Annotated in this window: 26 protein-coding genes; 2 read left to right on the forward strand and 24 right to left on the reverse strand. The window is 39.7% G+C overall.

The genetic code is table 11. From position 1 onward, the window contains the following. Position 1: 1 nt before the first annotated feature. The 15 genes from V514_RS0114765 to V514_RS0114835 all read right to left on the reverse strand — a co-directional run bounded on the left by V514_RS0114765 (position 2) and on the right by V514_RS0114835 (position 13,286). Positions 2-799: an alpha/beta fold hydrolase gene (locus V514_RS0114765; RefSeq protein ID WP_029500664.1), complete on the reverse strand. Its 798-nt coding sequence runs from the start codon at positions 797-799 to the stop codon at positions 2-4. Positions 800-927: 128 nt separating this feature from the next. After that, positions 928-1,050 (reverse strand): hypothetical protein, encoded by a 123-nt coding sequence (locus V514_RS20795; RefSeq protein WP_268744226.1) that lies wholly within the window; start codon positions 1,048-1,050, stop codon positions 928-930. Positions 1,051-1,175: 125 nt separating this feature from the next. Further along, entirely contained in the window at positions 1,176-2,090 is a 915-nt protein-coding gene (gene opp4C, locus V514_RS0114775; RefSeq protein ID WP_029500665.1) for an oligopeptide ABC transporter permease, read from the reverse strand. Then, complete coding sequence (locus V514_RS0114780; protein ID WP_029500666.1) at positions 2,090-3,061, reverse strand: ABC transporter permease; 972 nt, start codon at positions 3,059-3,061, stop codon at positions 2,090-2,092. The genes opp4C and V514_RS0114780 overlap by 1 nt, the downstream gene beginning before the upstream one ends. 13 nt (positions 3,062-3,074) lie before the next feature. Beyond that, positions 3,075-3,890: an ABC transporter ATP-binding protein gene (locus tag V514_RS0114785; protein WP_035944920.1), complete on the reverse strand. Its 816-nt coding sequence runs from the start codon at positions 3,888-3,890 to the stop codon at positions 3,075-3,077. Next, positions 3,890-4,876 carry an ABC transporter ATP-binding protein gene (locus tag V514_RS0114790; protein WP_029500668.1) on the reverse strand — a complete coding sequence of 329 codons (987 nt, stop codon included), beginning with the start codon at positions 4,874-4,876 and terminating at the stop codon, positions 3,890-3,892. Before V514_RS0114790 ends, V514_RS0114785 begins: the two co-directional genes overlap by 1 nt. Before the next feature lie 20 nt (positions 4,877-4,896). After that, positions 4,897-6,501 (reverse strand): ABC transporter substrate-binding protein, encoded by a 1,605-nt coding sequence (locus V514_RS0114795; RefSeq protein WP_029500669.1) that lies wholly within the window; start codon positions 6,499-6,501, stop codon positions 4,897-4,899. A gap of 134 nt (positions 6,502-6,635) precedes the next feature. After that, positions 6,636-7,409 (reverse strand): DUF1684 domain-containing protein, encoded by a 774-nt coding sequence (locus V514_RS0114800; RefSeq protein WP_029500670.1) that lies wholly within the window; start codon positions 7,407-7,409, stop codon positions 6,636-6,638. Next, positions 7,409-8,272, reverse strand: coding sequence for an alpha/beta fold hydrolase (locus V514_RS0114805; protein ID WP_029500671.1), 864 nt, complete (start codon positions 8,270-8,272; stop codon positions 7,409-7,411). The genes V514_RS0114800 and V514_RS0114805 overlap by 1 nt, the downstream gene beginning before the upstream one ends. A gap of 185 nt (positions 8,273-8,457) precedes the next feature. After that, a complete protein-coding gene (gene mqo / locus V514_RS0114810; protein ID WP_268744227.1) occupies positions 8,458-9,990 on the reverse strand; it encodes a malate dehydrogenase (quinone) in 1,533 nt (510 codons plus the stop codon). Between the two features lie 431 nt (positions 9,991-10,421). Then, positions 10,422-11,045: an NUDIX hydrolase gene (locus tag V514_RS0114815; protein WP_029500673.1), complete on the reverse strand. Its 624-nt coding sequence runs from the start codon at positions 11,043-11,045 to the stop codon at positions 10,422-10,424. Positions 11,046-11,105: 60 nt separating this feature from the next. Continuing rightward, on the reverse strand, positions 11,106-11,756 hold the full coding sequence (locus V514_RS0114820) for an ankyrin repeat domain-containing protein (protein WP_035944922.1): 651 nt from the start codon (positions 11,754-11,756) through the stop codon (positions 11,106-11,108). A 54-nt stretch (positions 11,757-11,810) separates the two neighbouring features. Further along, entirely contained in the window at positions 11,811-11,993 is a 183-nt protein-coding gene (locus tag V514_RS0114825) for a hypothetical protein (RefSeq protein ID WP_029500675.1), read from the reverse strand. 185 nt (positions 11,994-12,178) lie between these two features. Further along, on the reverse strand, positions 12,179-12,820 hold the full coding sequence (locus V514_RS0114830) for a zf-HC2 domain-containing protein (protein WP_029500676.1): 642 nt from the start codon (positions 12,818-12,820) through the stop codon (positions 12,179-12,181). Beyond that, a complete protein-coding gene (locus tag V514_RS0114835) occupies positions 12,807-13,286 on the reverse strand; it encodes an RNA polymerase sigma factor (RefSeq protein WP_029500677.1) in 480 nt (159 codons plus the stop codon). Before V514_RS0114835 ends, V514_RS0114830 begins: the two co-directional genes overlap by 14 nt. Before the next feature lie 416 nt (positions 13,287-13,702). Between V514_RS0114835 and V514_RS19315 the strand changes: the two genes are divergently transcribed. Further along, a complete protein-coding gene (locus V514_RS19315) occupies positions 13,703-14,842 on the forward strand; it encodes an ATP-binding protein (RefSeq protein ID WP_152528991.1) in 1,140 nt (379 codons plus the stop codon). Here the strand turns inward: V514_RS19315 and istB are convergent. Together istB and istA are read right to left on the reverse strand one after the other, a co-directional pair. Continuing rightward, positions 14,773-15,495, reverse strand: coding sequence for an IS21-like element helper ATPase IstB (istB, locus tag V514_RS0114850; RefSeq protein ID WP_035944561.1), 723 nt, complete (start codon positions 15,493-15,495; stop codon positions 14,773-14,775). The genes V514_RS19315 and istB overlap by 70 nt on opposite strands. Beyond that, on the reverse strand, positions 15,488-16,918 hold the full coding sequence (istA, locus tag V514_RS0114855) for an IS21 family transposase (RefSeq protein ID WP_029500678.1): 1,431 nt from the start codon (positions 16,916-16,918) through the stop codon (positions 15,488-15,490). Before istA ends, istB begins: the two co-directional genes overlap by 8 nt. 234 nt (positions 16,919-17,152) lie before the next feature. Between istA and V514_RS0114860 the strand changes: the two genes are divergently transcribed. Then, a complete protein-coding gene (locus V514_RS0114860; RefSeq protein ID WP_029500679.1) occupies positions 17,153-17,512 on the forward strand; it encodes a hypothetical protein in 360 nt (119 codons plus the stop codon). 743 nt (positions 17,513-18,255) lie between these two features. On the opposite strand, the gene rlmH is transcribed toward V514_RS0114860, so the two are convergent. From rlmH to walK, 7 genes are all read right to left on the reverse strand, one after another. Beyond that, entirely contained in the window at positions 18,256-18,735 is a 480-nt protein-coding gene (gene rlmH, locus V514_RS0114865) for a 23S rRNA (pseudouridine(1915)-N(3))-methyltransferase RlmH (RefSeq protein WP_029500680.1), read from the reverse strand. A gap of 93 nt (positions 18,736-18,828) precedes the next feature. After that, positions 18,829-18,993, reverse strand: coding sequence for a CxxH/CxxC protein (locus tag V514_RS20065; RefSeq protein ID WP_035944925.1), 165 nt, complete (start codon positions 18,991-18,993; stop codon positions 18,829-18,831). A gap of 113 nt (positions 18,994-19,106) precedes the next feature. Continuing rightward, on the reverse strand, positions 19,107-20,378 hold the full coding sequence (locus V514_RS0114875; protein ID WP_029500681.1) for a S1C family serine protease: 1,272 nt from the start codon (positions 20,376-20,378) through the stop codon (positions 19,107-19,109). 142 nt (positions 20,379-20,520) lie between these two features. After that, a complete protein-coding gene (locus tag V514_RS0114880; protein ID WP_029500682.1) occupies positions 20,521-21,309 on the reverse strand; it encodes an MBL fold metallo-hydrolase in 789 nt (262 codons plus the stop codon). A gap of 12 nt (positions 21,310-21,321) precedes the next feature. Continuing rightward, positions 21,322-22,158: a two-component system regulatory protein YycI gene (locus V514_RS0114885; protein WP_235073437.1), complete on the reverse strand. Its 837-nt coding sequence runs from the start codon at positions 22,156-22,158 to the stop codon at positions 21,322-21,324. Continuing rightward, complete coding sequence (locus V514_RS0114890) at positions 22,142-23,512, reverse strand: YycH family regulatory protein (RefSeq protein ID WP_029500684.1); 1,371 nt, start codon at positions 23,510-23,512, stop codon at positions 22,142-22,144. The genes V514_RS0114885 and V514_RS0114890 overlap by 17 nt, the downstream gene beginning before the upstream one ends. After that, positions 23,512-25,335 (reverse strand): cell wall metabolism sensor histidine kinase WalK, encoded by a 1,824-nt coding sequence (gene walK / locus V514_RS0114895; RefSeq protein ID WP_029500685.1) that lies wholly within the window; start codon positions 25,333-25,335, stop codon positions 23,512-23,514. The genes V514_RS0114890 and walK overlap by 1 nt, the downstream gene beginning before the upstream one ends.

The raw sequence follows: 25,335 nt of genomic DNA on the forward strand, positions 1-25,335 counted from the left end.
GCTATCCCTCTTTCACATAATGTTTCAGACGTTCAATGGTCACTTCTGGATGACTGATATGTGGATAATGCCCTTTCACATCTAATACTTCAAAAGAGCTGTGTGGTAAATGTTCATGTAAATAATGACCAACATGACCTGGTACAATGCTATCTTCAGCGCATTGTAAAATTACTGATGGCACAGTCATTTCCGCCAGACGATTACGACAATCTAAATGGAAAGTCATATCTGCAAATTCGCGGGCAATACGTGGATTTTGTGATACAAATACATTCTCTAAGCTTTGTACAGTTGATGATTCCGGATCTTGGCTTAGTGCAAATGGCGCCATATAGCTTGCCCAGCCAGTAAAGTTCATTTCCATCGTTTGTAGTAGCTCTTGAATATCTTCTTCATCAAAGCCGCCTTGATAGTCTCCGTCATTTAAATAGCAAGGAGATGGCCCAATCATAATCACTTTTTTAAATGCTTCCGGGCGCTCAATTGCTGCAAGCATTCCAATCATTGAACTAACGGAATGACCGACAAAAATAACGTCTTTCAGTGCCAACTCATCGATAATATTTAACACATCTTGTACATAGCCATCCGCTGAGCGATACGTTGCATTGTAGGCGTTTAAATCTGACTGACCTGCTCCTACATAATCGAACAATACCATTTTATATGTTGATTCGAACGCAGGTGTAATATACTGCCACATTGTTTGCTCGCACCCAAATCCGTGCGCAAACATCAGCGTTTGATTCCCTTGACCTAATACCTTAACATTATTGCGTGAACAAATGACACCCATTAGTTCCACTCCTCACTACTTTTTCTCTATTATATGCTTTTTCAGAAGGATATACAGCTAAATATTAGAAGATTCAGCTCACAAAAATGAGGACTTGCTTAATAGTACAAGTCCTCATCATGATTCTATTATTTACCAAAAATTTTTGTTAAACATTGCTGTGCTTGTATTGGTAGCATTTTGTAGCCAATTCCTTTTTGTTGAATATCTAGCACTGCTGCTATTCCAACGATAAATCCTAAAAACTTCATCTAAAAAGCCTCCTAAGTATTCTTATTTTAACCTACTCTCATTTTTCATGTAAATGAGCTATTTTGCAACGCTTTTTTAACAAAAAAAGAAGCACCGACAAATTTGTCGCTACTTCTTAAATTCGTTATTTCACGTTGCGTGGATCGAGTGCATCTCGAAGTGCATCACCAATATAGTTAATCGATAATACCGTCAGCAAAATGAAAATGCCCGGCGGAATCCATAACCACGGTTGGTCGGTCAAAATCGTAATCGATTGTGCACTCGATAGCATATTCCCCCAACTAGCATCAGGTGGCTGTACACCAAGCCCTAAGAAACTAAGTGCCGCTTCATCTAAAATAGCACCGGCAACGCCTGATGTGGCATAAATTAAAATCGGCGCAATCGTATTTGGTAAGATGTGTTTGAATAAAATACGCGGCGTACTATAGCCAAGCGCAATCCCCGCCTTCACATAATCCGATTGTTTAATCGCAAGCACATTCCCGCGTACAAGACGCGCAATCCCCGGCCAGCCGAGCACGCCAAGAATGATAATAATATTCGTTAAGCCAGGGCCTACGATACTTGCGACAACAAGGATAAACATGATGTATGGGAACGACATAAATACATCGGTAATACGCATAATAATGCCATCGATAATGCCGCCAAAGTAACCGGCAATTAAACCAAGTACCGCACCAATTGCCGCCGCAATCGCCACGGCACCAACACCAACAGATAGCGATACACGCGCCGCATATAATACGCGACTCAAAATATCGCGCCCAATATCATCGGTCCCAAGCCAGTGAGCCATCGATGGTCCTTCACCAAATGCATCGGTAATTTCATTCGGATTGTACGGCGCAAGTAACGGCGCAAAAATCGCACATAGTAAAATAATCGCTAAGTAGAAAAAGCCGATTACTGCAAGCTTATGCCTTTTAAACCGCTTTAAAAATAAGCCCTTTGATGGCATATCTTCCGACCATGTCACTGTATGCTCTGCATCATATTTCTTTTTATTAAAATAACGCTTAAACAGACTCACTACTTCGCACCCCCAACGTAGCTTTTTCGAATGCGTGGGTCAACAAAGGCATAAACAATATCCGTCAAAATATTTGCCGCAATTACGACAAAGGCGGCTACTAAGTTTAAGCCCATTAATGTTGAGTAGTCACGATTCATAATCGAAGAGAGTGTTAATTGACCAATACCTGGCCATGAGAAAATTTGCTCGATAACAACGGCGCCACCGAATAAAATCGGAATTTCTAAGCCGATAATCGTAACGATTGGAATCAACGCATTGCGCAGTGCGTGGCGATTGACGACAAATAATTCCTTCAAGCCTTTCGCACGCGCCGTACGCAAGTAATCTTGTCCTAAAATTTCAAGCATACTCGAACGCACATAACGAATGTTACGCCCTGCAACATTCGCAACTAGCACAATAATCGGTAAAATCATATGCACAAGCAATGTCCCAAAACCACCATCGCCGCCCACTTCTTTCATGCCGCCAGATGGTAGCCAGCTTAGTTGTACCGCAAAAACATAAACAAGGATTAATCCTAAGAAGAAGTTTGGAATTGAAATCCCTAAAAATGACCCTGTCACAAAGATGTAGTCAAGCTTTGAATATTGTTTTGTCGCACTTAAAATACCAAGCGGAATCGCAATAAGCAAGCCTAGCACAAGCGCTGTCCCCATTAAAATTAATGTAGGCCCCATGCGCTCTAAAATCATCGAGACGACCGGCTCTGATGTGTACATCGAATAACCGAGGTCGCCATGCATCACTAAGTTTTTCAGCCAGTTCCAATACTGCAAATAAACTGGGTCATTCAAGCCAAGCTCGATTGCCTTGGCCTCACGCGCCGCATCTGGGAGCTTCGGACTGACAAGCATATCAATCGGATTTCCCGGTGCCATACGCATAATAATAAAGTTAATAACCGTTACCCCAAATAGGACGGGGATTGCGATGAGTAACCGTCGTAAAATGTAACCGAACATGCAACTGCCCCTCCTATTGTTGTGTTAAAATACTCCGCTTTGTTGGATCTGGAATCGGATAAGCACCGAGTAATTTTTTCGTATACTCATGCTGTGGATTTTTGAAAATTTGTTCGGCAGTACCCATTTCAACAATTTTCCCAGCGTACATCACCGCGATACGATCCGAAATATATTTTACAGCGCCAAGGCCGTGTGCGATAAATAAATACGTTAAGCCAAGTTCGCGTTGTAATTGTTTGAACAAATTCATAATTTGCGCCTGAATGGACACATCAAGTGCCGATACGGGCTCGTCACAAATGATTAAACGCGGACGAAGTGCGAGTGCACGCGCGATGCCAATACGCTGACGTTGACCACCTGAGAATTCATGCGGATAGCGTGCTTTTGCTGTTTCTGATAAGCCAACGAGCTGTAGTAAACGCGTCACTTCTTGCTGAATTTCATTGCGTGGTACGATGTTGTGCACCGTCAGCGGTTCCGCTAATAAATCGCCAATCGTCAGACGTGGATTCAATGAAGAATACGGATCTTGGAAGACGATTTGAATTTGTTTGCTTAAGCTCACGCGGTCCGTACGGAAATTCATCGGCTTGCCGTCGAATAAAATCTCACCGTCTGTCAGTGGCTCGAGGCCGATAATCGTGCGCCCTAGCGTCGATTTACCACAGCCCGATTCACCGACTAAACCAAGTGTCTCGCCTTCATAAATTTCAAATGATACGTCATCAACTGCACGCACATAACTTGTTTGTAAGTTCATAAAGCCTGTTTTCACAGGGTAATATGTTTTGACGTTTTTCACTGTTAGCAATGGCGTATCCATTATGCATTGCCCCCTTGCTGAAGCTGGCGCCATTCAAAGCAGCGCGTTAAATGCCCGCTTCCTGTATCCGTTAGCTCCGGCTTATTTGTTTTACAATGCTCGGTTGCGAGTGGACAACGATTCGCAAAACGACAGCCAGGAAGCTGATTATAATTTGCTGGAATACTTCCCGGAATCGCCTGTAATTCTTTATTGTCAAAATCCATTGATGGAATCGAGTTGAGTAGACCTACTGTATATGGATGAAGCGGCTGTTCAAACAGCGTATATACATCGGTCGTTTCGACAACTTGCCCTGCATACATAACAACGACGCGGTCTGCCATTTCCGCAACAACACCTAGGTCATGCGTAATCAGCATAACAGCTGTCCCGTACTCCTGACATAATGAATGCAGCAGGCGAATAATTTGTGCCTGTACGGTCACATCAAGTGCTGTTGTCGGCTCATCGGCAATAAGTAGTTTGGGCTTACAAACAAGTGCCATCGCAATCATCACACGTTGGCGCATCCCACCTGACAACGCAAACGGGAATTGTTTAATCACGCGCTCCGCCTGTGGAATCCCAACCTTATCAAGCATCTCTATCGCGAGCTTTTTCGCCGCTTTTTTCTCGAGTGGTATATGCAGGCGAATCGCTTCAACAAGTTGATAGCCTATCGTTAACACCGGATTCAGCGCGGTCATCGGCTCTTGGAAAATCATCGAGACATCATTACCACGCAATTTTTGCATCTCATGATCCGATACTTGTGCTAAATCAATCCCATTTAATAAAATCTCGCCTTCTTCAACATGACCGTTTTTTCCTAGCAGACGCATGATGGAAAGTGCCGTAACGCTTTTACCACTACCCGACTCGCCTACGATTGCGAGCGTTTCACCATGCTTCACATCAAAGCTGACATCCGAAGTACTGATGACTTTTCCATGCTCCGTATCAAAAGCCGTCGTTACATGCTTTACACTTAGTAAGCTTTCCATTGTTATACCGCCTATCTTAATTATTTAACTGTCCATTCGTTTACGTTAATGAACATACCGAAATCGCTAGGTGTTGCACGTTGAACGCGTTTGTTTACCGCACCTAAAGCTTTCGTTGCGTAAATGGATGGCATTGGTACTTCTTGTTGTGTAATTTGTTGTAACTCGCTGTATAATTTTTCGATTTTTGCTTCGTCCACTTCTGTTGATAAAGCAGCTAAAATTTCATTGACGCGTTTGTTGTTATAGCCATTTGGATTGCCTTCACCGATAAAGTACGCGATGTCTGGTAATGGGTTAACTGGTGTAATCGATACCGTTAATACTGCTAAGTCATAGTCTTTTTTGACGATATCATCGAGTAGTGTACTTAAATCCGTCATTTGGATTTGTGTTTCGATACCTGCTGCACGTAAGTTTTCAGCGATAATATTCGCCGCTTTTTCAAGCGTCGCATCCCCTGAAAGAACAGCTAATTTTAATTTTTTCGATTTATCCCATTTTGAGTCGTCTACTAATGCTTGTGCTTTCGCAGCGTCATACGCAACCGGTTTGATTGTTTTATCTAAATACGGGCTCATGCTTGTGAAGAAACCATCTGTTACTTCGCCAGCACCTTTTAATAAATTATCAACGATTTGCTGACGATTCATCGCATAAGAAATCGCTTGGCGTGTTTTCACATCACTTACGACCTCTTCATTGATGTACATAAATTGTGTTGCAAGTGGCTGACCGTAGTTTGTTGTTAATGTGTCTAAGCCTTTCACCGTATCAAAATCAGATACTGGAATCATTCCTGCAGATGGAATGTTCATATCGATTTCGCCGCTTTTCAGTTGTGCTGCGATTTGATTTCCTTGTAAGACTTTGAAGTTTAATTGCTCTAATTTAGAAGCGCCTTTGAAGTACTCTTTGTTTGGCACCATTTCTACATAATGATCCGTATCAATTTTCGATAATTTAAATGGACCTGATGTCACGGTTGGATTTTTCATGAAATCACTTTTATTAATTTCTGCAACGTCGATTTTTTCAAGCTCTGATTTTGGAAGTGTTAATAAGTAACGACCTACTGTATCTTCAAAAATTGTTAATGTTGTTGGATTTTTTGTTGTCACTTCGACTGTTTTATCATCGACTTTTTTCACGCCTTTGATGGACTCTTTCCCTTTTGGAAGGAACCCTGCGTCATCTAAACCGTCAACAATCGCAAACATATACGCGTAGTTTGAAGCAACCGTTGGATTCGCCATTAATTCCATTGTGAACACAACATCATCTGCTGTAATGTCTTTGCCATTTGTCCATTTAGCTTCTTTGTTTAAGTTGATTGTGAATGTTTTATTATCTTTCGTTTCGATTGAGTCTGCTAACATCGGTTGATACGTTAACTCTGAATCTAAATCAACAAGTGGTAAGAATAATAAATTGGAAACGTACGTTGATACTAACCCGACTGGTTGTAGCGGATTGATATTACTTGGCGCATACGTCACACCAATATTAATGACGTTTTTATCACTACTTTTCCCTTGTTGCTGTTCTTCATCTTTGCCGCCGCACGCAGCTAGAACGACAACGATTACCATAACGGTCATCATAAGCCATAATTTTTTGAACATATCTTTCACTCCTTTTTAATTGTCTCAAAGCGAAAAAGAGGTATTATTTGTTATTTCAAAGGATTTCATACTACTTCCCTTAAGCTCCAATTCATACTAATCTAATATACATTATTTGAATTCAAAAATTAACCTTATTTTACTGATTGCCATAGGACATTTTTTTCGCCAGCTGATATTGCTGTTTTCAAGCGATTTGAAAACGGCGGCATCGGACAATTAAAATGTGGTGAAAAAGCGCATGGTGGTAAAAAGGCATAGTTGAAATCTAACTTCACATGGCCAGCTACATCTGGCTCAATTACGAGCATACGCCCCGTACCATATGTGTCAGCGCCACTCGTACTATCACGAAAAACAATAATCGAGTAAGCACCGGCTGCAAATGGACGCAAACGATATGTCTCGCCTGCAATGTCGACGACTATTTCACCAATCGATGCGTGCTCGCGTGTACCTGCCTGATCACTCGTATGTGTAAATGAAAAAGTTTGCTCTGCATGTTGAACAAGCTGCCCTTCAAATACCGCCGCTTCATTGTACATATACGTGTCAATCGCTACATAATTTTTTCGCGCTTCACAACTTGTATCCCAAACTGCTAATAAATGATTCGATTCCGGCTGATTTGTTGCCATCATCGTACGACCATCTGCTGCTTCTACTACGGTCATATAGGCGATTACGTCATAGCTGCCGTCTACTAGCTGACCATTTATTTTCAAACCATCTGCTGCGGTTGCACGCACGGTTAAACCCGGCGCATCAGTTGTCGGTGTCCACGTACCTGGCACTTCTGGCACGATCATCGCTTCTTTAATAGCATGCATCGCAATAAGTGACGCGTCGCCTTGTGGTGCTAGCATATCTTGTTGACGAGTGGCTTTCCATTGTTCAAATGCCTGCATTATTTTGTACCTGCTAATAAGAATTTACGTACGACTTCTAGGAAATGTGTATGTTCTTCAATAAATGGTTGATGTCCTGATTTTTCAAAGATGACAAGCTTTGAGTCTTGAATTAAGCGATGCATTTCTTCAGCTTGTGTCACCGGTGTAATCCAATCATGGCGACCTACTGTAATGAGTGTCGGAATGTCTAGTTTTGTGATAGCCTCGCGCACATCATAATGCGGCATTAAATGCTTGAAGGTGTAGTTACACACATCGAGTGAGCCAATTGGACGCGCCCCGGTATCGTTACCAATTTCTTCTTTGAAGTCATACCAATATAAATCCCAGCACACTGTCCACCATTCTTCTAGATGTTCATCATCGCGAATATTACCTTCGAATAGCTCAGGAATTTTTACATATTGCTCTGGTGTTGCGGTATTTTTTGCAAAAGCTAATGCTTCGTTGTAAAATTCATAGCTTGGTGCCGTATCAATCAATAATAATTTTTCGACGGACGCCGGATAGCGCGTCGCATATTCTTGCGCAATCATGCCACCGAATGAATGTCCTAGCACAGTAATTTTTTCTAATCCTAAATAATTGCGCAGTGCCTCAATATCAGCTGCTAATTGGTCGTACGTACAAGTAGCTGGATCTACGCGTTCTGACTGACCATTTGAACGTTGGTCTAAATAAACAATCTGATAATCCTCTGTTAAAGGAGTCAACCACGGCTTAAAATCTGAATGGTCACTTCCTGGACCTCCATGCACCGCAAAAAGAACAGGTTTTTTCACCATACGAGGGCCATCTGGGATATATCCTGAACCTTCAACGTCAAAATATATCTTCGTGCCATTAATTGCTGCGAACATACTATTACCTCCATTATAAAAAATAAGCTATTGCTCTAATCCTAATAATACAACGTGTGGCTTTAGACAGAAACAGTGTTTTGTTATTATTAAAAATTTTTATCCTTTATATACATTTAATAGTATTTTTAATAAAATACAGAAAAAACCCCTCGCTTTTGTACGAGGGGTTTTGAAACGCTTAATTAATCATGTAATTTAAGAGATTTATTTGAAGCATCATGTAATTCTTTGAATAATTCTGGGTTGTCGATTAGTTTTTGACCGTATGAAGGAATCATTTCTTTGATTTTCGGTTCCCATTCTGGCATTTGTTCTGGGAAACATTTGTTCATAACGTCAAGCATAACTTTAACAGCTGTAGAAGCACCTGGAGATGCACCTAATAAGGCTGCAACTGAACCGCCCGCACCAGTGATTACTTCTGTACCGAATTGAAGCGTACCTTTACCGCCTTTTTCAGTATCTTTAATTACTTGTACACGTTGACCGGCAACTACGATTTCCCATTCAGAATCTTTTGCTTCTGGAACGAATTTACGTAATTCTTCAACGCGTTGTTCTTTATTTAACATAACTTGTTGTACTAAATATTTCGTTAAGCCCATTTCTTTAGCGCCACAAGCAAGTAAAGTTAATAAGTTGTTTGGTTTAACAGAGTTGATTAAGTCCATGTTAGAACCTGTTTTTAAGAACTTAGGTGAGAAGCCACCGAAAGGTCCGAATAATAATGATTTTTTACCGTCGATATAACGAGTGTCTAAGTGAGGTACTGACATTGGAGGAGCACCTACTTCAGCTGTACTGTAAACTTTACCATGATGTTGATCTACAACTTCTTGGTTGTTACATACTAACCAAAGACCACTTACAGGGAATCCACCAACATGTTTGCTTTCAGGGATACCTGTTTTTTGTAATAGATGTAAGCTACCGCCACCAGCGCCTAAGAATACGAATTTAGATGTCACATATTCTAATTTACCGTCTGCAGTTTTCACTTTAACTTCCCAAAGACCATCAGCCGTTTGTTTCACGTCTTGAACTGAAGCGTTGTAAGTAGCTTCAACGCCTGGTTGTTGTTCAAAGCTATCCATTAAAATACGAGTTAATGAACCGAAGTTTACGTCAGTACCCGATTCGATGCGCGTTGCAGCGATTGGGCTTTGGCTAGTACGGCCATTCATAATTAATGGGAACCATTCTTTTAATGTTTCTGGGTCTTCAGAGTACTCCATACCTTCAAATAGGTGGTTGTCTTTAAGAGCCGCGAAACGTTTTTTCAAGAATTCAACTTTGTCAGTGCCTTGTACCATACTGATGTGTGGAATTGGCATGATGAATTCTGAAGGATCTGCAATGCGACCTTGATCTACTAAATAAGACCAGAATTGACGAGAAAGTTGGAATTGTTCGTTTACATTGATTGCTTTTGTTGTGTCAATTACACCGTCTTTTTCAGGAGTGTAGTTAAGTTCACATAAAGCAGAGTGACCAGTACCTGCGTTGTTCCATTCATTAGAACTTTCAAGACCTGGTTTGTCTAATTTTTCAAATACTTTAATTTTCCAATCGGGTGCTAATTCTTTTAGGAGTGTCCCCAATGTCGCACTCATGATACCAGCACCAACTAAGATAACGTCTGTTGTAGTTTGTTTATTACTCATGTTTACCTTCCTTATACCATAAGATTTGCAGAAAGGATGTCGGCGAGCCATCTATTTTACCGCAACAAGCCAGCCAAAGCGCGACCTAGTCACACACCATTTCTGTATCAATAATTTACCTTATTACAGTGTATCATACTTATTTATCGAATAAAATAAATACTGCGATACCCGGTTTATACACTATTTAACCTAGCAAAAAGTGAAAAATTCGTGCATTTTTATGTACATTTCACAAATCACTAAATTCGCAATTAGTACATTTTCTACCTATTAAATGACAAAATCCACTAACCTACTACTTACCAATGTATTGAACGCCATATCCCCTCTTCGATAAAGAATCCCCCTCGTTCGCTCTTTAAATTCACTAAAAAATTGAAATTAAAGCGCTTTCTCTCTATTATAGCCCATCTGCTACATGAAGTGGCGGAAAAAATTTAGTGTTTGCTTACTGCACGCTCATTAAAAAAACGGACCTGTTAAAAGTCCGTTTGAATGCGCTCTAAAAAGTACTTTAAAATGCGCGCTGTCAGTCCCCAAATGACATAATCATTGTATTCAAAAAACCATTCATCGATCGCACGTGCACGCCACTCATAGTCCTCACCATTCATAATTTTATCAAACGGGAAGCCATCTGCTGGCGTTGGTTTCATAAATACGTGATGTAGGTCCGGGTCACAATCTAACAGCCATTGCAGTGGTACTGTAAACACTTCGGCAACCTCATCGCGGTTTAATGTATTCACTTCGCGCATATCCACTTTCGCCACGAATGGATAAATGACAAATGTCGGCGAAATAATAAGTGGGCTAAGCTCTGATAACACATCGACCGATGATGGTGGTACGCTTAATTCTTCATACAACTCGCGGAGCGCTGCAGCTTGTGGATTCGCATCCGTTGGGTCGATTTTGCCACCCGGAAAACTAATATCGCCAGGTTGTTTACGCATCGTCAGTGAACGCACTTCAAATAACACATGCAACTCGTCATTGATGTCAACAAGCGGCACCACAACCGCTGAACGAAATGCCGACTCTTCCCCAATAAACGACGGCTGCGCATGTTGAAGCTGCTCCTTAATCTTCGTCAAATTCATACATGTCCCTCTTCTCAATATCATCATTGTACTTATCATAACATCAAGATATTGAACATGTTACTTTTTAAGTAGCGTCTGCAGCTCGGTATAGCCTTTTTCATTCGCATAATCAAGCGCCGTTTTGCCATTATTGTCACGCAGTTTTGTGTCGGCATGATGTTTCAATAATTCTTTCGCGATGTCCTGATATACTTTTGAGCCATCCGTTAGCGCCACCGCTTCGATCAACGCGGTATAGCCAAAACTATTTTGATGATTTATACCAGCGCGGCCATCTTCAAGTAGTAACTTCACGTTGTCTAAATGCCCCTTCTCTGCCGCTGGAATTAACGCATTGCCTCCGTAGCGATTGACGATTGTTTGGTCGGGTTCATGATGTGCTAGCATGTACGCTAAAATCTCCGTTTTCCCTTGCGCTCCGGCATATAAGTACGCACTATCTTCAATAGCATCTTGCTTGTTAATATCGGCCCCGGCATCAATAAGCATTTTAGCGATGGCGATATCATTTTGATGCGTCGCAATAAGGAGCGCTGTTTCGCCTTTCTCATTTTGTGCATCGATGTCGACTGATTGTGCTAAAAGCGCTTTGACTTGCGGTTCATTTTGTTGCTGCACTGCTTCGATAAGTGACATGGATTTGTCCTCCTTCTCTTGTTGGCACGCGACTAAACAAACGACGATGATAAGCAATCCTATTTTCATCATTATCTATACCCGTTTTGACAAAAAAAGAGCCAGCCGAAGCTGACCCCAAAACGATTATTTATTTAAATCTTGATATTGAGTTTGGTAATTACCGCCGTCTGACACTTGTGAATGATAAAGTGCTTTAACTGCAAGATGACGCTCTAATCCCATATCTTTCATCAATGATTTTAATTCTTTTTGTAATTCAGGATGTTTCTTTAGTAATTGATTCATCTGATGTGCATCGTATTTCATGCTCGCAAACCTCCTTGGTTGAACAACTCTAGCGTACACTTATTTTAGAAATTCATCAATCTAGTGTTGTTAGTTGGATTCTGTTCAATTTAAACATTGGGGTGGAGATGTGCTATACATTGAAGCGGATTCGTTGTATGAAGATGAAAGCAAAAGGAGGATTCGCTGCTGGCGAACCCTCCTTTTTAACGTTCCCAAATCAATGTCATATGCTTGATTTGTTCTTCTCTTTTCATAAATTCTTTCGCATCAAATTCACCGTAGTACACCGCATCAATTTTTTCACTTTCAGATAATGTAAAGTGATCCCCTTCACTCGCTACATCTGTTCGTAAATTCGTGCGCGTAGGTGAGTTCGCAAAACTTTGTTCATAGAACACAAAACTGACATTTTTCTCTTCACCATTGATGTTCATCTTAACCGGGTGCATGAAATTAGAACCTGCATGGCTATCACCGTAATAATTCATCATAAGCGTGCCATCTGATTGTTGCTCCACCTTAAATAATTCAGGTGTATAGGCAATTGGTTTTGTATAATGAAAGGTCAAGCTAAATAATGCTACTGACATCATCGCTACAATTAGTGTGGAACTTAAAATAAGAAGCCACTTCTTTTGATTCCAGCGCTTTTGCACATGCTCAAACATCGATGTGTCATGCTCAATCGGCACATATAAAATCCCTTTCATTTGCTCATATTCTTGTCGACAACACTCACATGTTTTGAGATGTGCTTCTACAAGTTCTTTTGTATCGTCACTCACCACTTCATCGACATATAGTGGCAGTAAATCTTCTATTACCGAACACTTAATTTCCGTCATATTGTTCCTCCATATACGTCATTATTTTTTTCTTAGCGCGATAATACGTCACCCTCGCCCATCCAGCGCTTTTTCCAAATAGTTGCCCGATCGTTTCAAACGACAGCTCCCCAAATGTCCGAAGCGAGAAAATTTCCTTATATGGCTCCTCCATCGCATGCAAAAACTGGTGAATTCTTAGCGCCTTTTCTTCATCGACCAAATAATCAACAAGCTGCACATTTTGCTGAGGCTCTGTTTCGATGACACGCTGTTGTTTTTTGTAGTGCGTAAAGTATGTATTTTTTGCAATCGTAAACAGCCACGCGCGAATATCTTTCTTATGATCAAACTGATGCAACGATTTCAATGCTTTAAAAAAGGTTTCTTGCGTAATTTCCTCTGCCAGCTCCTTATCTGCCATAAGCGACAATGTGTAGAAATAGACATCTTGAAAATATGCGCGATAAATTTCCTCAAAATCCAAAAGCTCCCCTCCTTTACTGAACTAACTTGCGAAGTACAAAAACGTTACAGAATCTTTTATAATGAGAACAAGGTGGTGACGGTTATGCTAGATAAACAAATAACGCAGCAACTCATTGACCATTTGAACGAAGAACTTCAACCAGCTTTTATTTTATTGTTTGGGTCGCACGCAAAAGGAACAGCGCCTTTCCTTTAGATTGGAAGGAAGTTTTAATATGTCTGATATTTATGCTACTTTAGGTTACTCCATGGTTGGATTAATTATTTTAATTCCTACTATTTATCATTTTTTAAAGAAAAAACGTTCTCACAAAGAGTTTTATTTCGTAGTAATTTCATGCTTCGCTTTCTTTTTCTTAGTATTATATTTATTTAAATGAGTTTAATATTTTAAAAATTACAGTACCTAGAGCTTTGAGACAACAAAAACCTGTATCTGTAAATGAAAATCCATACATTGGAACATATCGAAGAAACTTTGAAGGCGACTATCGCTGCTCTAAAGAAGAAGTTGATAATATGATTGCAGAATCTTCTAATATTACGAGAGATAGTATAGTTTTAGATAAATATTCATTCGACGATCTTGATAAAGACTCATTCAAAAGATATAGACAACGTTTTGCTGTCAGAAATCCTTCTCATATTTGGAATGAGTTAGATGATATTGATTTTTTAAGAAGAATTGGTGGTTGGGACAAAGATAGAGAAAAAAAAGTAGAAGGTTTAACAGCAGCAGGGCTATTAGTTTTTGGACAAGAAATGAATATAACCAGCTATTTTCATAATTATTTTCTAGATTATAGAGAACACGTGAACGAATATGAAGATCAGCGTTGGTCAAATCGATTTACTTCACAGAATGGCGAATGGTCAGGTAACTTATATGATTTTTATAATAAAGTTATCGCTAGAATTAATGAAGATTTAAAAGTACCATTTAAAATTGACGAGACAGATTTAGGGCGTGTATCAGATACTGATTTACATAAAGCTTTAAGAGAAGCTCTTTTAAATACAATTATTCATGCTGATTATTTTACAAAAGGGAATATTATAGTTGAGAAAAATAAAAATGAATACAAATTTATTAATCCAGGTCTCTTACGCATACCTCTAGAAAAAGCTATTGGAGGTGGTACTAGTGATGCCCGGAACAAAAATATTTTTAAAATATTTTCACTTTTAGGTTTAGGTGAACGATCTGGGTTTGGATTAGAAAATATTCATAATACATGGAAAAAATATCAATGGGAATTACCTTCTTTAGAAGAATCATTTAAGCCTGAAAATATTACGCTATTGTTGAAAACTACACCTATAATTGATAGTGATATTTCAAAAGAATTAAAGGAAATATTCTCCACTGAATACGATTCCTTAAACCCTTACGAATTAAAATTAATCGGTTTCCTGTGTTTTGCAATAAAAAAGTGCAGAGAATTGCAACGAAAAATACAGAATGTTGCCACCCGATATTTTCCTTATTTTCTCGACAATGCGTTTGTTAAACGGAAGCTTTGGCCCGTGTACGAAATAATATGGGCATGGTGAATCAAACGATCCACCAGAGCTGCCGTTAAACGTGAATCCGAGAAAATACGGTTCCACTGACTAAACTCTAAATTTGATGTGATAATCAGACTCTTTTGTTCATAGAATTCTGAAATAATTTGAAATAGTAATTCTGCTCCTTCTTTGCCAAAAGGCAAATAACCCATTTCATCTAAAATCATTAAATCCACTTTTTCTAATTTATTTCTAAATTGCTTCATTTTCCCCGTATGCAAGGCTTGCTCTAGTTCCTCAACTAAATGTGAAACGCGATAAAAACGGACTTCAAACCCATACTCACAAGCCTTTCGGCCAAGGGCTGAGGCTAAATGTGTCTTACCTGTGCCGGGTGCGCCAACTAAAATAACATTCTCTTTTCTCTGAATAAAATCCAGCTGCTCTAATTCTTCTTTTGTTAAATGACTAGGTAAACAAATGTCTTTATGCCACTGATAGGTTTCAAGCGTCTTCGTATCGATAAAACGTGCCTGTTTCAAGTTGCGTGCTATTTTGGCTTGTTCTCTGCCTACTTGCTCTTTTAATAAGATTTGATAAATATATTCTTCTGGTTCGGTAAAAGGGACTTCTTTAATCGCTTCTGCTACGTGTGCTAATCTCAATTGCTTACAGAGTGTTAAAATCGCTTCATTCATGATTCGACGCCTCCGTTCCTTTTGGTGATAATGCATCATATTCTGTCCAATTCACACCGTAAGGGTGTTCTAGTTCCTCAGACTCACGTCCAATATAATCATAGAAATTTTGATCAATGTCATTCATATCATGTGTGAGTAAAAGCGTCAGTAATTCATTGATTCGCTGTTTTCTCAATACTAGTGAAGGGACCGTTAAATATTCCTTAATGCGTGTTGGTAAATAGTTTGCGTAACGGGAATGCCCCACAACACGTGGTTTTTTCAACCAATCCTTTAAGATTTCTTTCCACGGAATAAAACGACGTTTTCTCATATAAGGACGTGCATCAGATAATAAAATTTCGCCGTCATTTGTAATGACTTTAAACGAGTCCCAATAGGTCACGCAAGAAAGTTGAACGTAATTCCTTGCCCTTGGCACATGAATTAAATGCCCATCAAGTTTGAACTCGTTATATTTATTAAATTTGATTAGGAATTGCTTAAATACTGGATACGATTCTTCTGGTAATTTGATTAACTGCTTTTGCTCTTGCTGCCATAGCTCATCAATCAGCACTTCTTTTTTATAATGTATCCGTTGGCGATCATTGATTAATTGTTGTTCTAATTGATTTGTTAAATCCTCCAGATCCTTTATGACTGGTGGTAAGCTAAAGAAGTTATAACGAACATAACCTACTTTACCTTCTACATGACCTTTTTCATTTCCTTTGCGTGGGTTGCACACTTGCACTTTGAACCCATAATATTGCTGGAAATGTCGAAAGGCTTCTGTTAGTTCTGCTTCTGAATCGCCTTTTCTCACCTTTTTCACCGCAGGTGTTAAGTTATCAATTCGAATGCTCAAAGGAACGCCTCCAGCCTGTTTAAATAACTCTTGAAGTCCTCCTAAAAAGCACTCTAAATTTTCGCTTGGCATTGGTACGGAAAATGCTGTATTACTTGCTGGAAATGACATGATTAATGCGTGAACATCCAATATTTCACCATCTTGAACTGCCTCCATGATACCGAAGTCTACTTGAGCTTCTCCTTCTGGATGTGCTAAGCGTTCGTGGCCTTTGTCTGCTTCTTCTTCCTGTGCCACCTTCCATTCTTGAATAAAATTACAAACCGTTCTGTAAGAACCTTGGAAACCCTCTTTTACTAGATCCTCAAATATTTTTTTGTTTTTTCGTCGTAACTTTTTCTTGAGCTTTAAATCTTCTTCTAACCAATCAACTACGATTTCTCCCCATTTTTCATCGTACATCATGCCTTTTTTTAAATGAGTTTTCTCTTGAGGGAGCTGATCCCCGTCACCATATTTTTTAGCAGTACGCCAATTGACTTGCATTGTTTTTGCGATTTCAGTAATCGATAATCCTTTTTCGTTTCGTAATGTTTTGATACAATTAACTTCAGACATTGCTAGCATCCTTTCTTACCTCCCTGTTTTGGCTTCGACACCTTAAACAGTAGAGGGACTTGGGGTGGCTGGCAAGTCTTTTTTTATGCACAAAAATAGTGCAGGACTCTGTACAAATTCTTTGCACAAGTCTGCACTTTTATTTTGCAATAAACAGGTTTCCTTTACGAGCAAGAAAGCCTCACGCTATTAGAAGCTCAAACTATACTTAACCAAAAATCAACTTTTATAAATAAAATATTTATGAAATTAGAACAAAAAAAAATTATCAAAAAAAATTATGATAATGGTGAATTAACTTATATTCTTTTTAGTTCTAATGAAGCTGATAAAGTTTTATTGACTACTTTACGTTCGAAAGTAATTCATATTGCTGAGAGTAAAAGAACAAAACCACAACAACTTAAGGATGCTGTACTAACCATCTGTGAAGGACGATTTTTAACTCTTCAAGAAATTGCAGAAATCTTAAATCGTAATGAAACTCATTTAAGAAAAACTATTATTACTCCTTTGGTAGAGAGTCAAGAACTAATTTTAAAGCATCCTGATAAACCTACTCATATGAATCAAGCTTATAAAACTTATAATTTATTTATTTAACTATCTAAGCCCTCCGGAGGTTGTTTTTACCTTAGGAGGTTGTTTTTATACCTCCGGAGGTTGTTTTTACCTTAGGAGGTTATTTTTATACCTCCGGAGATTGCTTTTACCTTAAGAGGTTGTTTTTATACCTCCGGAGGTTGCATTTCTTATCTTTAAAGTCTAACTCTTATTTCTCAATTAAAATTAAAGCGTCAATTGCAAAACATAAGTTTAGTGTTAAATTTCCTTTAACTACAGTACAGCTCGTTTCAAATACTAATCAATGGGAACTGATTAAAACTACTAGTAACGAGCCATACATATTGCTATGCAATAATGAGACACATCAATTTTACAGGATTCAATCATCTTTGAGTGATGAAGATATTGAGATGTTATCATTAGCACTAAGCAATTAATATTCTAATAAATTCTAAAATAGATTCAATAGAATCCAAAAATTTATTAAAAAAAGAAAGAGGCTGGGACAAAAGATTTTCAGCGAACGAAAAAAAAGCGAACTATATGATGATTTTTCACTCCGAATCTTCATAATAGTTCGCTTTTTGTTACTATTTATAGCTTAGTCTTTAAAAAATGATTCGTTTTTTAGAAACCTTACTTTAGTTCTGTCCCAATCTCTTTTTCTTTTTATTATCTTTAGGAGTAATTAGTCTTTTAGAAATATCTAATCATTATTCACCAGAACAGAAATTATCTGCTTTTCTAAGGAGATGTTACACTCAATAGGAAATCCACACTTACTTATGGTACGGTTCATTCTTCATAATTCTAAAACTACGATACACTTGCTCAACTAATACGAGCTTCATCAACTGATGGGGCAGCGTCATTTTCCCAAATGATAGCAGGTCGTTTGCGCGGCTTACTACATCGTCATGGAGGCCAAGTGAGCCACCGATAACAAAGACGATTTTGCTGTGGCCATATGTCATGCAGTTTTCAATGTCTTTTGCGAGTTGTTCAGATGAGCGCATTTTGCCGTTGATTGCTAGTGCGATGACATAGGCATCGTGAGGAATCTTCGCCATGATGCGTTCGCCTTCTTTTTTCTTCACAATTTCCATTTCTGCGTCGCTTAATTGTTCTGGGGCTTTTTCGTCTGGTACTTCGATTAAATCGATTTTTGTGTAGCCATTTAGGCGTTTCACATACTCTTCAATCCCCATTTTTAAATACTTCTCTTTTAATTTCCCAACCGAAATAATCGTCACGCTCAATGCGATTTCCTCCTTAAATTTACAAAGCCGTTTTATGAGTTATCCACAGAATTCTGAAAGTTATCCACAGGCTATACTAGATATTGTGTGGGCTCATTTGTTCGCCACAATATATGTTGCTTTGGCGTCACAATACGCACATTTTTGCGTTTCTTCGGCGCTTTCTTTGAGTTTATCCATAATTGGAAAATCTTTCTCATTCGCTACAAACATGTCAAGCGCGTGCCCTACGTGGTCCTCGCAGCTATAAATTTTCATTTGATGACTTCCCTTCAAGTTTATCTATTGTCCAGTTCATTTTAGCAAACAAAAAGTGGATAGAACAGCAATGCGCTACTTTTCTATCCACTGAGTTATCCACACCTTGTGGATTACTTACTTTCGCTCAAAGAACCTGTAAGTGTTAATGTTTTATTAATTATTTCCCCGTTGCGATATGCTTTCACTTTCATTTCATCGCCGACTTTTTTATCGTTGTATAAAATTTTGCGAAGGCTGATTGCATCATCGACTTTTTGACCGTCAATTTCAACAATCACATCATATTTTTCTAAGCCTGCTTTATCAGCAGCAGAACCATTTTGAACACCTGAGATAACGACACCTTTTGTGATGTCTGCTGGAAGTTTTAATTGATTTTGTTGGTAATAAGACGGCACATCTGAAAGGTCAGCTAATGTAATTCCCATTGATGGACGCTCTACTTTACCGTTTTGCTCAAGCTCATTGATGATTGGTACAGCAGTGTCACTTGGAATCGCAAAGCCAATCCCTTCAACAGCATCTTGTGTATTCGAGATTTTCATTGAGTTAATCCCGATGACTTGACCAGCCATATTGATTAACGCACCACCTGAGTTCCCTGGGTTGATAGCAGTGTCCGTTTGAAGAACTTCTGCGTTCCAGTCCGCAGTACCATCTCCGTTTAAATCAACCGGTACAGAGCGATTTAAGCCTGAAATAACGCCTGTTGTAACCGAACCATAGTAATCGAGACCAAGCGGGTTCCCAATCGCGATAACGGACTCACCTTTTTTCAGTTTTGATGAATCGCCGAACGTTGCGACTGCTTTAACATCTTTACTTGGAATCGAAATAACCGCTAAGTCTGTCCAAATGTCGGTACCGACCAGTTTCGCATCTACTTTCGTACCGTCTGCTAATTTTACTTCTAGCTTATCTGCACCGTCTACAACGTGGTTATTCGTTACGACATACGCTATTTTGCCGTCTTTTTTATAAATAACACCTGAACCTGTGCCTGCTTCTTCAGTAATCGCAGTATCTTTATTCTCTTGTGTCGTACCGCCTTGTTGGCCAAAGTCGAATGGTGATGTACCCCATAAGTCTTGCTGCGTTTTTTGTAAATTGACGACGCCGACAACTGCGCTATCAACATCGGCTACGACTTTTGTTATGTCGGTTGAAATGTCCGTTGATAGTTGTACTGGGTCTGTCGTTTGAACTTGTGACGCTGAATTACCGGCAATATTAGATGTGTTCATAACGTTTGGAATGATAAGCCATACAAGTAGCGCACCAATGATGACACCTATAAGACCTGTAAAAAAGTAGCCTGCTTTACTGCCGCCCTTATTACTGCGCTTTGGCGTTTGATTTGGATCTTGATCGTAATATCCCATAACTTTGTTCCCTCCTGTTTTGTTGTTACTTATAGTTTACCGGGCAAACATGAAAATTAGATTAAAATCACTTAAAAATCTCTTCAAAATTTAATGTGCCCTTTTTCAACAAAAAAAAACCTCCATCTCTGGAGGCTTTGAATTAAACGAGCACAAGTGGCGTTGCTTTCTCCGCATCGGTATCATGCAGATGCAAGTATTCTCCTGCGCGAATACCACATGATTCTAACGTTTGAGAAACGCTCATACGCGCGAGCTCTTTCATATTGTTGTCTTTACTCAGATGCGCTAAATAAATTTGTGTTTCTTTTTCAGCAACGACTTCACTCATCGCCACAGCCGCGTCCTCATTGCTGACGTGACCGACGTCGCTTAAAATGCGTCGTTTAATGTTCCAAGGGTATGGCCCCATTTGCAGCATACTGACATCATGATTGCTTTCAAAGACGTAAGCATCCGCTGTTGAAATAAAGCCTTTCATCCGATCGCTGACATAGCCTGTATCGGTCATGACAACGAGTTTGCGGCCATCTTCATGGAATGTATAGAACATGGGCTCTGCCGCGTCATGAGACACCGCAAACGACTGGATATCAAGTCCACCGAATGTTTTTAGTTCATCGGTTTTCCATTCGAAGCGTTGGTCGAGTGGAATCGTACCGACCGATGCACTCATCGCGTCCCATGTTTTAGCATTCGCGAATACAGGGATATGGTGTTTGCGCGCTAACACGCCCACGCCTTTAATATGATCGGAATGTTCATGCGTCACGAGAATACCGCTTAGCTTTTTCGCATCGCGGTCAATTTGCGCAAGCAGTGCCTCCATCTTTTTGCCGGTTAGCCCCGCATCGACGATAAACGCGTGCTGTTCATTCTCCACATAAATAGAGTTTCCTGTACTCCCACTTGCTAAAACACTAAACTTCATCGCTAAAACCCCTTAATTTGATTCGATTGATTCTTTGTTTTCTTCCATATCGATGACTTGTCCGTCAACCGCATTGGCATTCACAAAGAAATCGGCTTCTCTCATTGTACCATCATTCTCTTTTAGTTCTACATGAATGCGCCAAGTTGGCGATAATACACGTGTCTCCGTTAATGGCACAAGCGTTGAATAGCCAAGCTCGGCCGATTTAACGCGCGCATATTCTGGTAAATAGCCTTTTTCAAACAATGTTTTTACTGCTTGATTGGCACCGATTAACGCATTTTTCTCACCGAATGTTTTTAAGTTTTTAAATGCCGTTTGCTCATAGCCCGTAATCGCATTGTCTTCATTCCATGCGACTTTAATATACGCACTTTCATTATAGAAAATCGTATGGTTTTGAATTGTTTGGAAGAAAATTGCGATACGTTTTTCTTTGTCGATTGAAAATAGCTTATACTCATCGCCCAATGGGACATATGTTTTAACGAAAGCATTTAGCGCTTCTTCATTAAATTCCTTCACCAGGTACGGCGTTAATAACGCACTATGCAGTGTTAAGCCAGACGTGCTAATGACAAACTTTTGTTCATTTTTATATGGTGCTAAATCCGCTTCTTCAAATGTTTTCGTCTTGCCGGAAATATAAGCAATTTTCTTCACATCTGTTGGCAGCTGGTCGATTTTAATATGCGATGCTTTTAACTCATCATCCACATTGATTTGCCCAAGCGTTTCAAGTTTCTTCGCTTCGTTATAGCTGTTGACATACATCGAATAAAGAAAGACATTCAAAATGGAAAAGACGATAATAAAAATCGTTTTCGTTTTATTCCAATCCATCATTGTCACCCCTTACAGTCGCTTTTTCTGGCGCAATCGTAATCCAGTCATCATGCGATTTATAAAACCATGTAGGCTCTAACGTAAAGACGACTGCACCATTGTCGCGCTCTTTAAACGACATACTGTAGCCAAGGCGTAAATCTTCAATGTCTTTGCTTTTCACATTTTCGGTTGTCGTCAACATACGATACACTTGACGGCCCGTTTTGAGTGTCGTTAAGTTGTTGCTTTCATCATCTGGAATCGTTTCTAGCTGGTAATACGGACGCGCATAACGCGAAACGACACCATTGCTAATTTTCACTTCGATTTCCGTTGATGTTGTTTGCGTCGATGGCTCAACAGGTAAATCAGACATAAATAGCTGATACAATACTTTTTGTTCGCCATAATGAACGCTTTCATAACGGTAATCGTTCGTGAAGCCGCCATGCTCATTAACGAAGCTCAGCGTATTATCGATTAAATGCGATTTTGAAATGCGGTCGTCACTTTCACCTAGCATACTCGCAAAGTTCAGCATGTATTGGCTGTTGTACACCGTCATGACAGAACGGTCATCGGAATATTTATCAATGTTTGTCATAGAATCTTGGCTCGTTTTCACGATTTTCGGATTCGTAAACAACGCATTTTTAAACTCCTCTATTTTACTGCTAACATTGCGTGCAAAATATTGCTGTTTCGCAAATTCTAGTTTACCGTCTAGCACATACAGCATGCGACCATTCGATGTTTCAATGACGGAGTATTTATCGTATTTAGGCATGTTTTTTAGTTGCTGTGCAACGAACTCTTCCGATTTTTTAATATGCAGCTTGGCGCTGTACAGTTCATGCGTATCGGACGATGCAAAATAAACATCTAATTCATTATCATTAATACGATTTTCAGGTTTTTTCAGCGAAATCATCATTTGTGAAAACTCAATGCCCGATACTTTTTTGTTCACAGTCGGCAAAATACTTTGGAAAATGGACATCGGTACTTCATCTGAAAACATTAATGAAATACTATCATTCGCGGTCATGAGCGCATACATTTTCTCATATGATAGCTTTTCGCTAATCATCGATAAATCCGATAGTTGCGAGTCTTTTAAGACATTGTAAACGCCATCAATATGTTCCGTTTTCACCGTACCGCGGAATGTATCATCATGTTGTACGACCATTTCATACGGTTTGACAACTTGCGAGATGGTTTTCTTTTTATCGATGACTACATTCATCGGCTCTGTTTTTTCGATTGTTTGATAATTTGGACTGTATGACCAAATTGAAAACGTGAGCGTAACACTCAGTAGTACAAGGACGATTAATACAAATGTTTTGATTGGTTCAATATATTTCATCAATCCCATTCATCCTCCTCATCTACGAGGTCATATGGCAACGTAAAGAATACCGACGTGCCTTGACCTTCGATACTTTCCGCCCAAATCTTACCGTTATGCGCCATGATCATTTCACGAGAGATGGCAAGGCCAAGCCCGGTGCCACCCATCGAACGAGCACGTGCGCGGTCAACGCGGTAAAAGCGGTCAAAGATGCGGTCCACTTGCTCTTTTGGAATCCCCATCCCTGTATCTTTGATTTCGACGAGGAGCTCGCCGTCATTTGCAGTCACCGTAAAGCGGATGCTACCGCCATCTGGTGAATATTTTTGTGCATTCGAAATAATATTATCGATTACTTGCGTCACTTTATCGGTGTCAATTTCAACGTATAGCGGCATCGCCGGAAGCTCGCGAATAAACGTGATTTCTTTTGATTTCGCCATTTCAAAGCGGTCGATAATACGGTTAAAGAACTTCACGAAATCGACGAAGTCCGTATTCAGCTCATACTCACGGCTATCCATACGCGACAGTTGCAACAGGTCGGTTACTAAGCGAATCATGCGCTCTGTCTCCGTCTGTGCTACGCCAAGGAATTGCTGCGCAAGCTCTGGCTCATGTAGCGCACCGTCTGATAGCGCTTCTAAATAGCTACGCATCGTCGTAAGTGGTGTACGCAACTCATGCGATACATTCGACACGAAGTCGCGGCGTTCCATTTCGATTTTTTCTTGTTCGGTAATATCATGTAACACAGTAATCAAGCCGTTGACAAAGCCCGTTTCCTTTTGAATAACTGAAAAGGTAGCGCGCCAAATATACGGCTGTTCAAACGTACTAAAGTCGAGGTTCACCGATTCTTGCATATGGATTAAATCCTCGAATGTATATTCCTCATCAAGTCCGAGCACCGCCGTTAGTGAACGTCCCATTAACTCGTTTTGTTCACTTTTTAACAGCTTTTGTGCCGGGGCATTGATGAGCATAATTTTCCCTTTACGGTCGGTCGCAATAACGCCATCGGTCATATTTGTTAATACTGATGCGAGCTTACGTTTTTCCCCTTCCGTCGTCGATTGCGCCTCTTGCAGTCGATTCGTCAAATGGTTGAAGGCTACTGCAAGCTGACCAATTTCATCGTCCCCATACACTTTTACTTTGCGTGAATAGTTCCCTTTCGCCATCGCCTGTGCTTGGCGACGCATATCTGAAATTGGCTTCGTAATCGTTTTTGAAATGAAGATTCCGAGCACCATCGTAATTAATAGTGCGAGTGCTGTACCACCAGCAAGGATTTTATTGATCATATTCATCTGGTCAAATACCGATTCGATATTCGCCTTTACATACAACACGCCAATGACCTTGCCACCCGATTGAATCGGTTTGGCGACAACCCAAATACGCTTTGAAGAATCATCAAGTGCGATGTTTTCCATTTGCGTAGCTGAGTTGAGCGCCGATTGTACGATGGCCTCACTTGAGCGTTGACCTACCCTCTTTTGGTTGTTTTCATCGCTCGTCGCTAAAATCCGCGAATGTGAGCTGATGATTTGTACTTCTGTAATATCACCCGATGACAGCCCGTTAATAATCGTTGAGAGATTATCTTCAAGCTGTGTTCCATCTTCGTTCTGCGTTTTATTCATCTCTTCCTTGACGCTAAACTCTACAATTTTTAAGCGTTCTAAAATCGACGTCTCAAAATTTGTTTTTAATGTCGCTTCAAGCTTATTGGCAAAGTAGAGACCCATAATTTGCATCGCAATGATGATTAAAAGCATATAAATCAGTACAAGTTTCATTTGTACTGATTTATAGAATCTCACTTTTTGCAT

It is taken from the genome of Kurthia huakuii LAM0618 (genome assembly GCF_000505545.1).
In the GTDB taxonomy this organism is placed as follows: Bacteria; Bacillota; Bacilli; order Bacillales_A; family Planococcaceae; genus Kurthia; species Kurthia huakuii.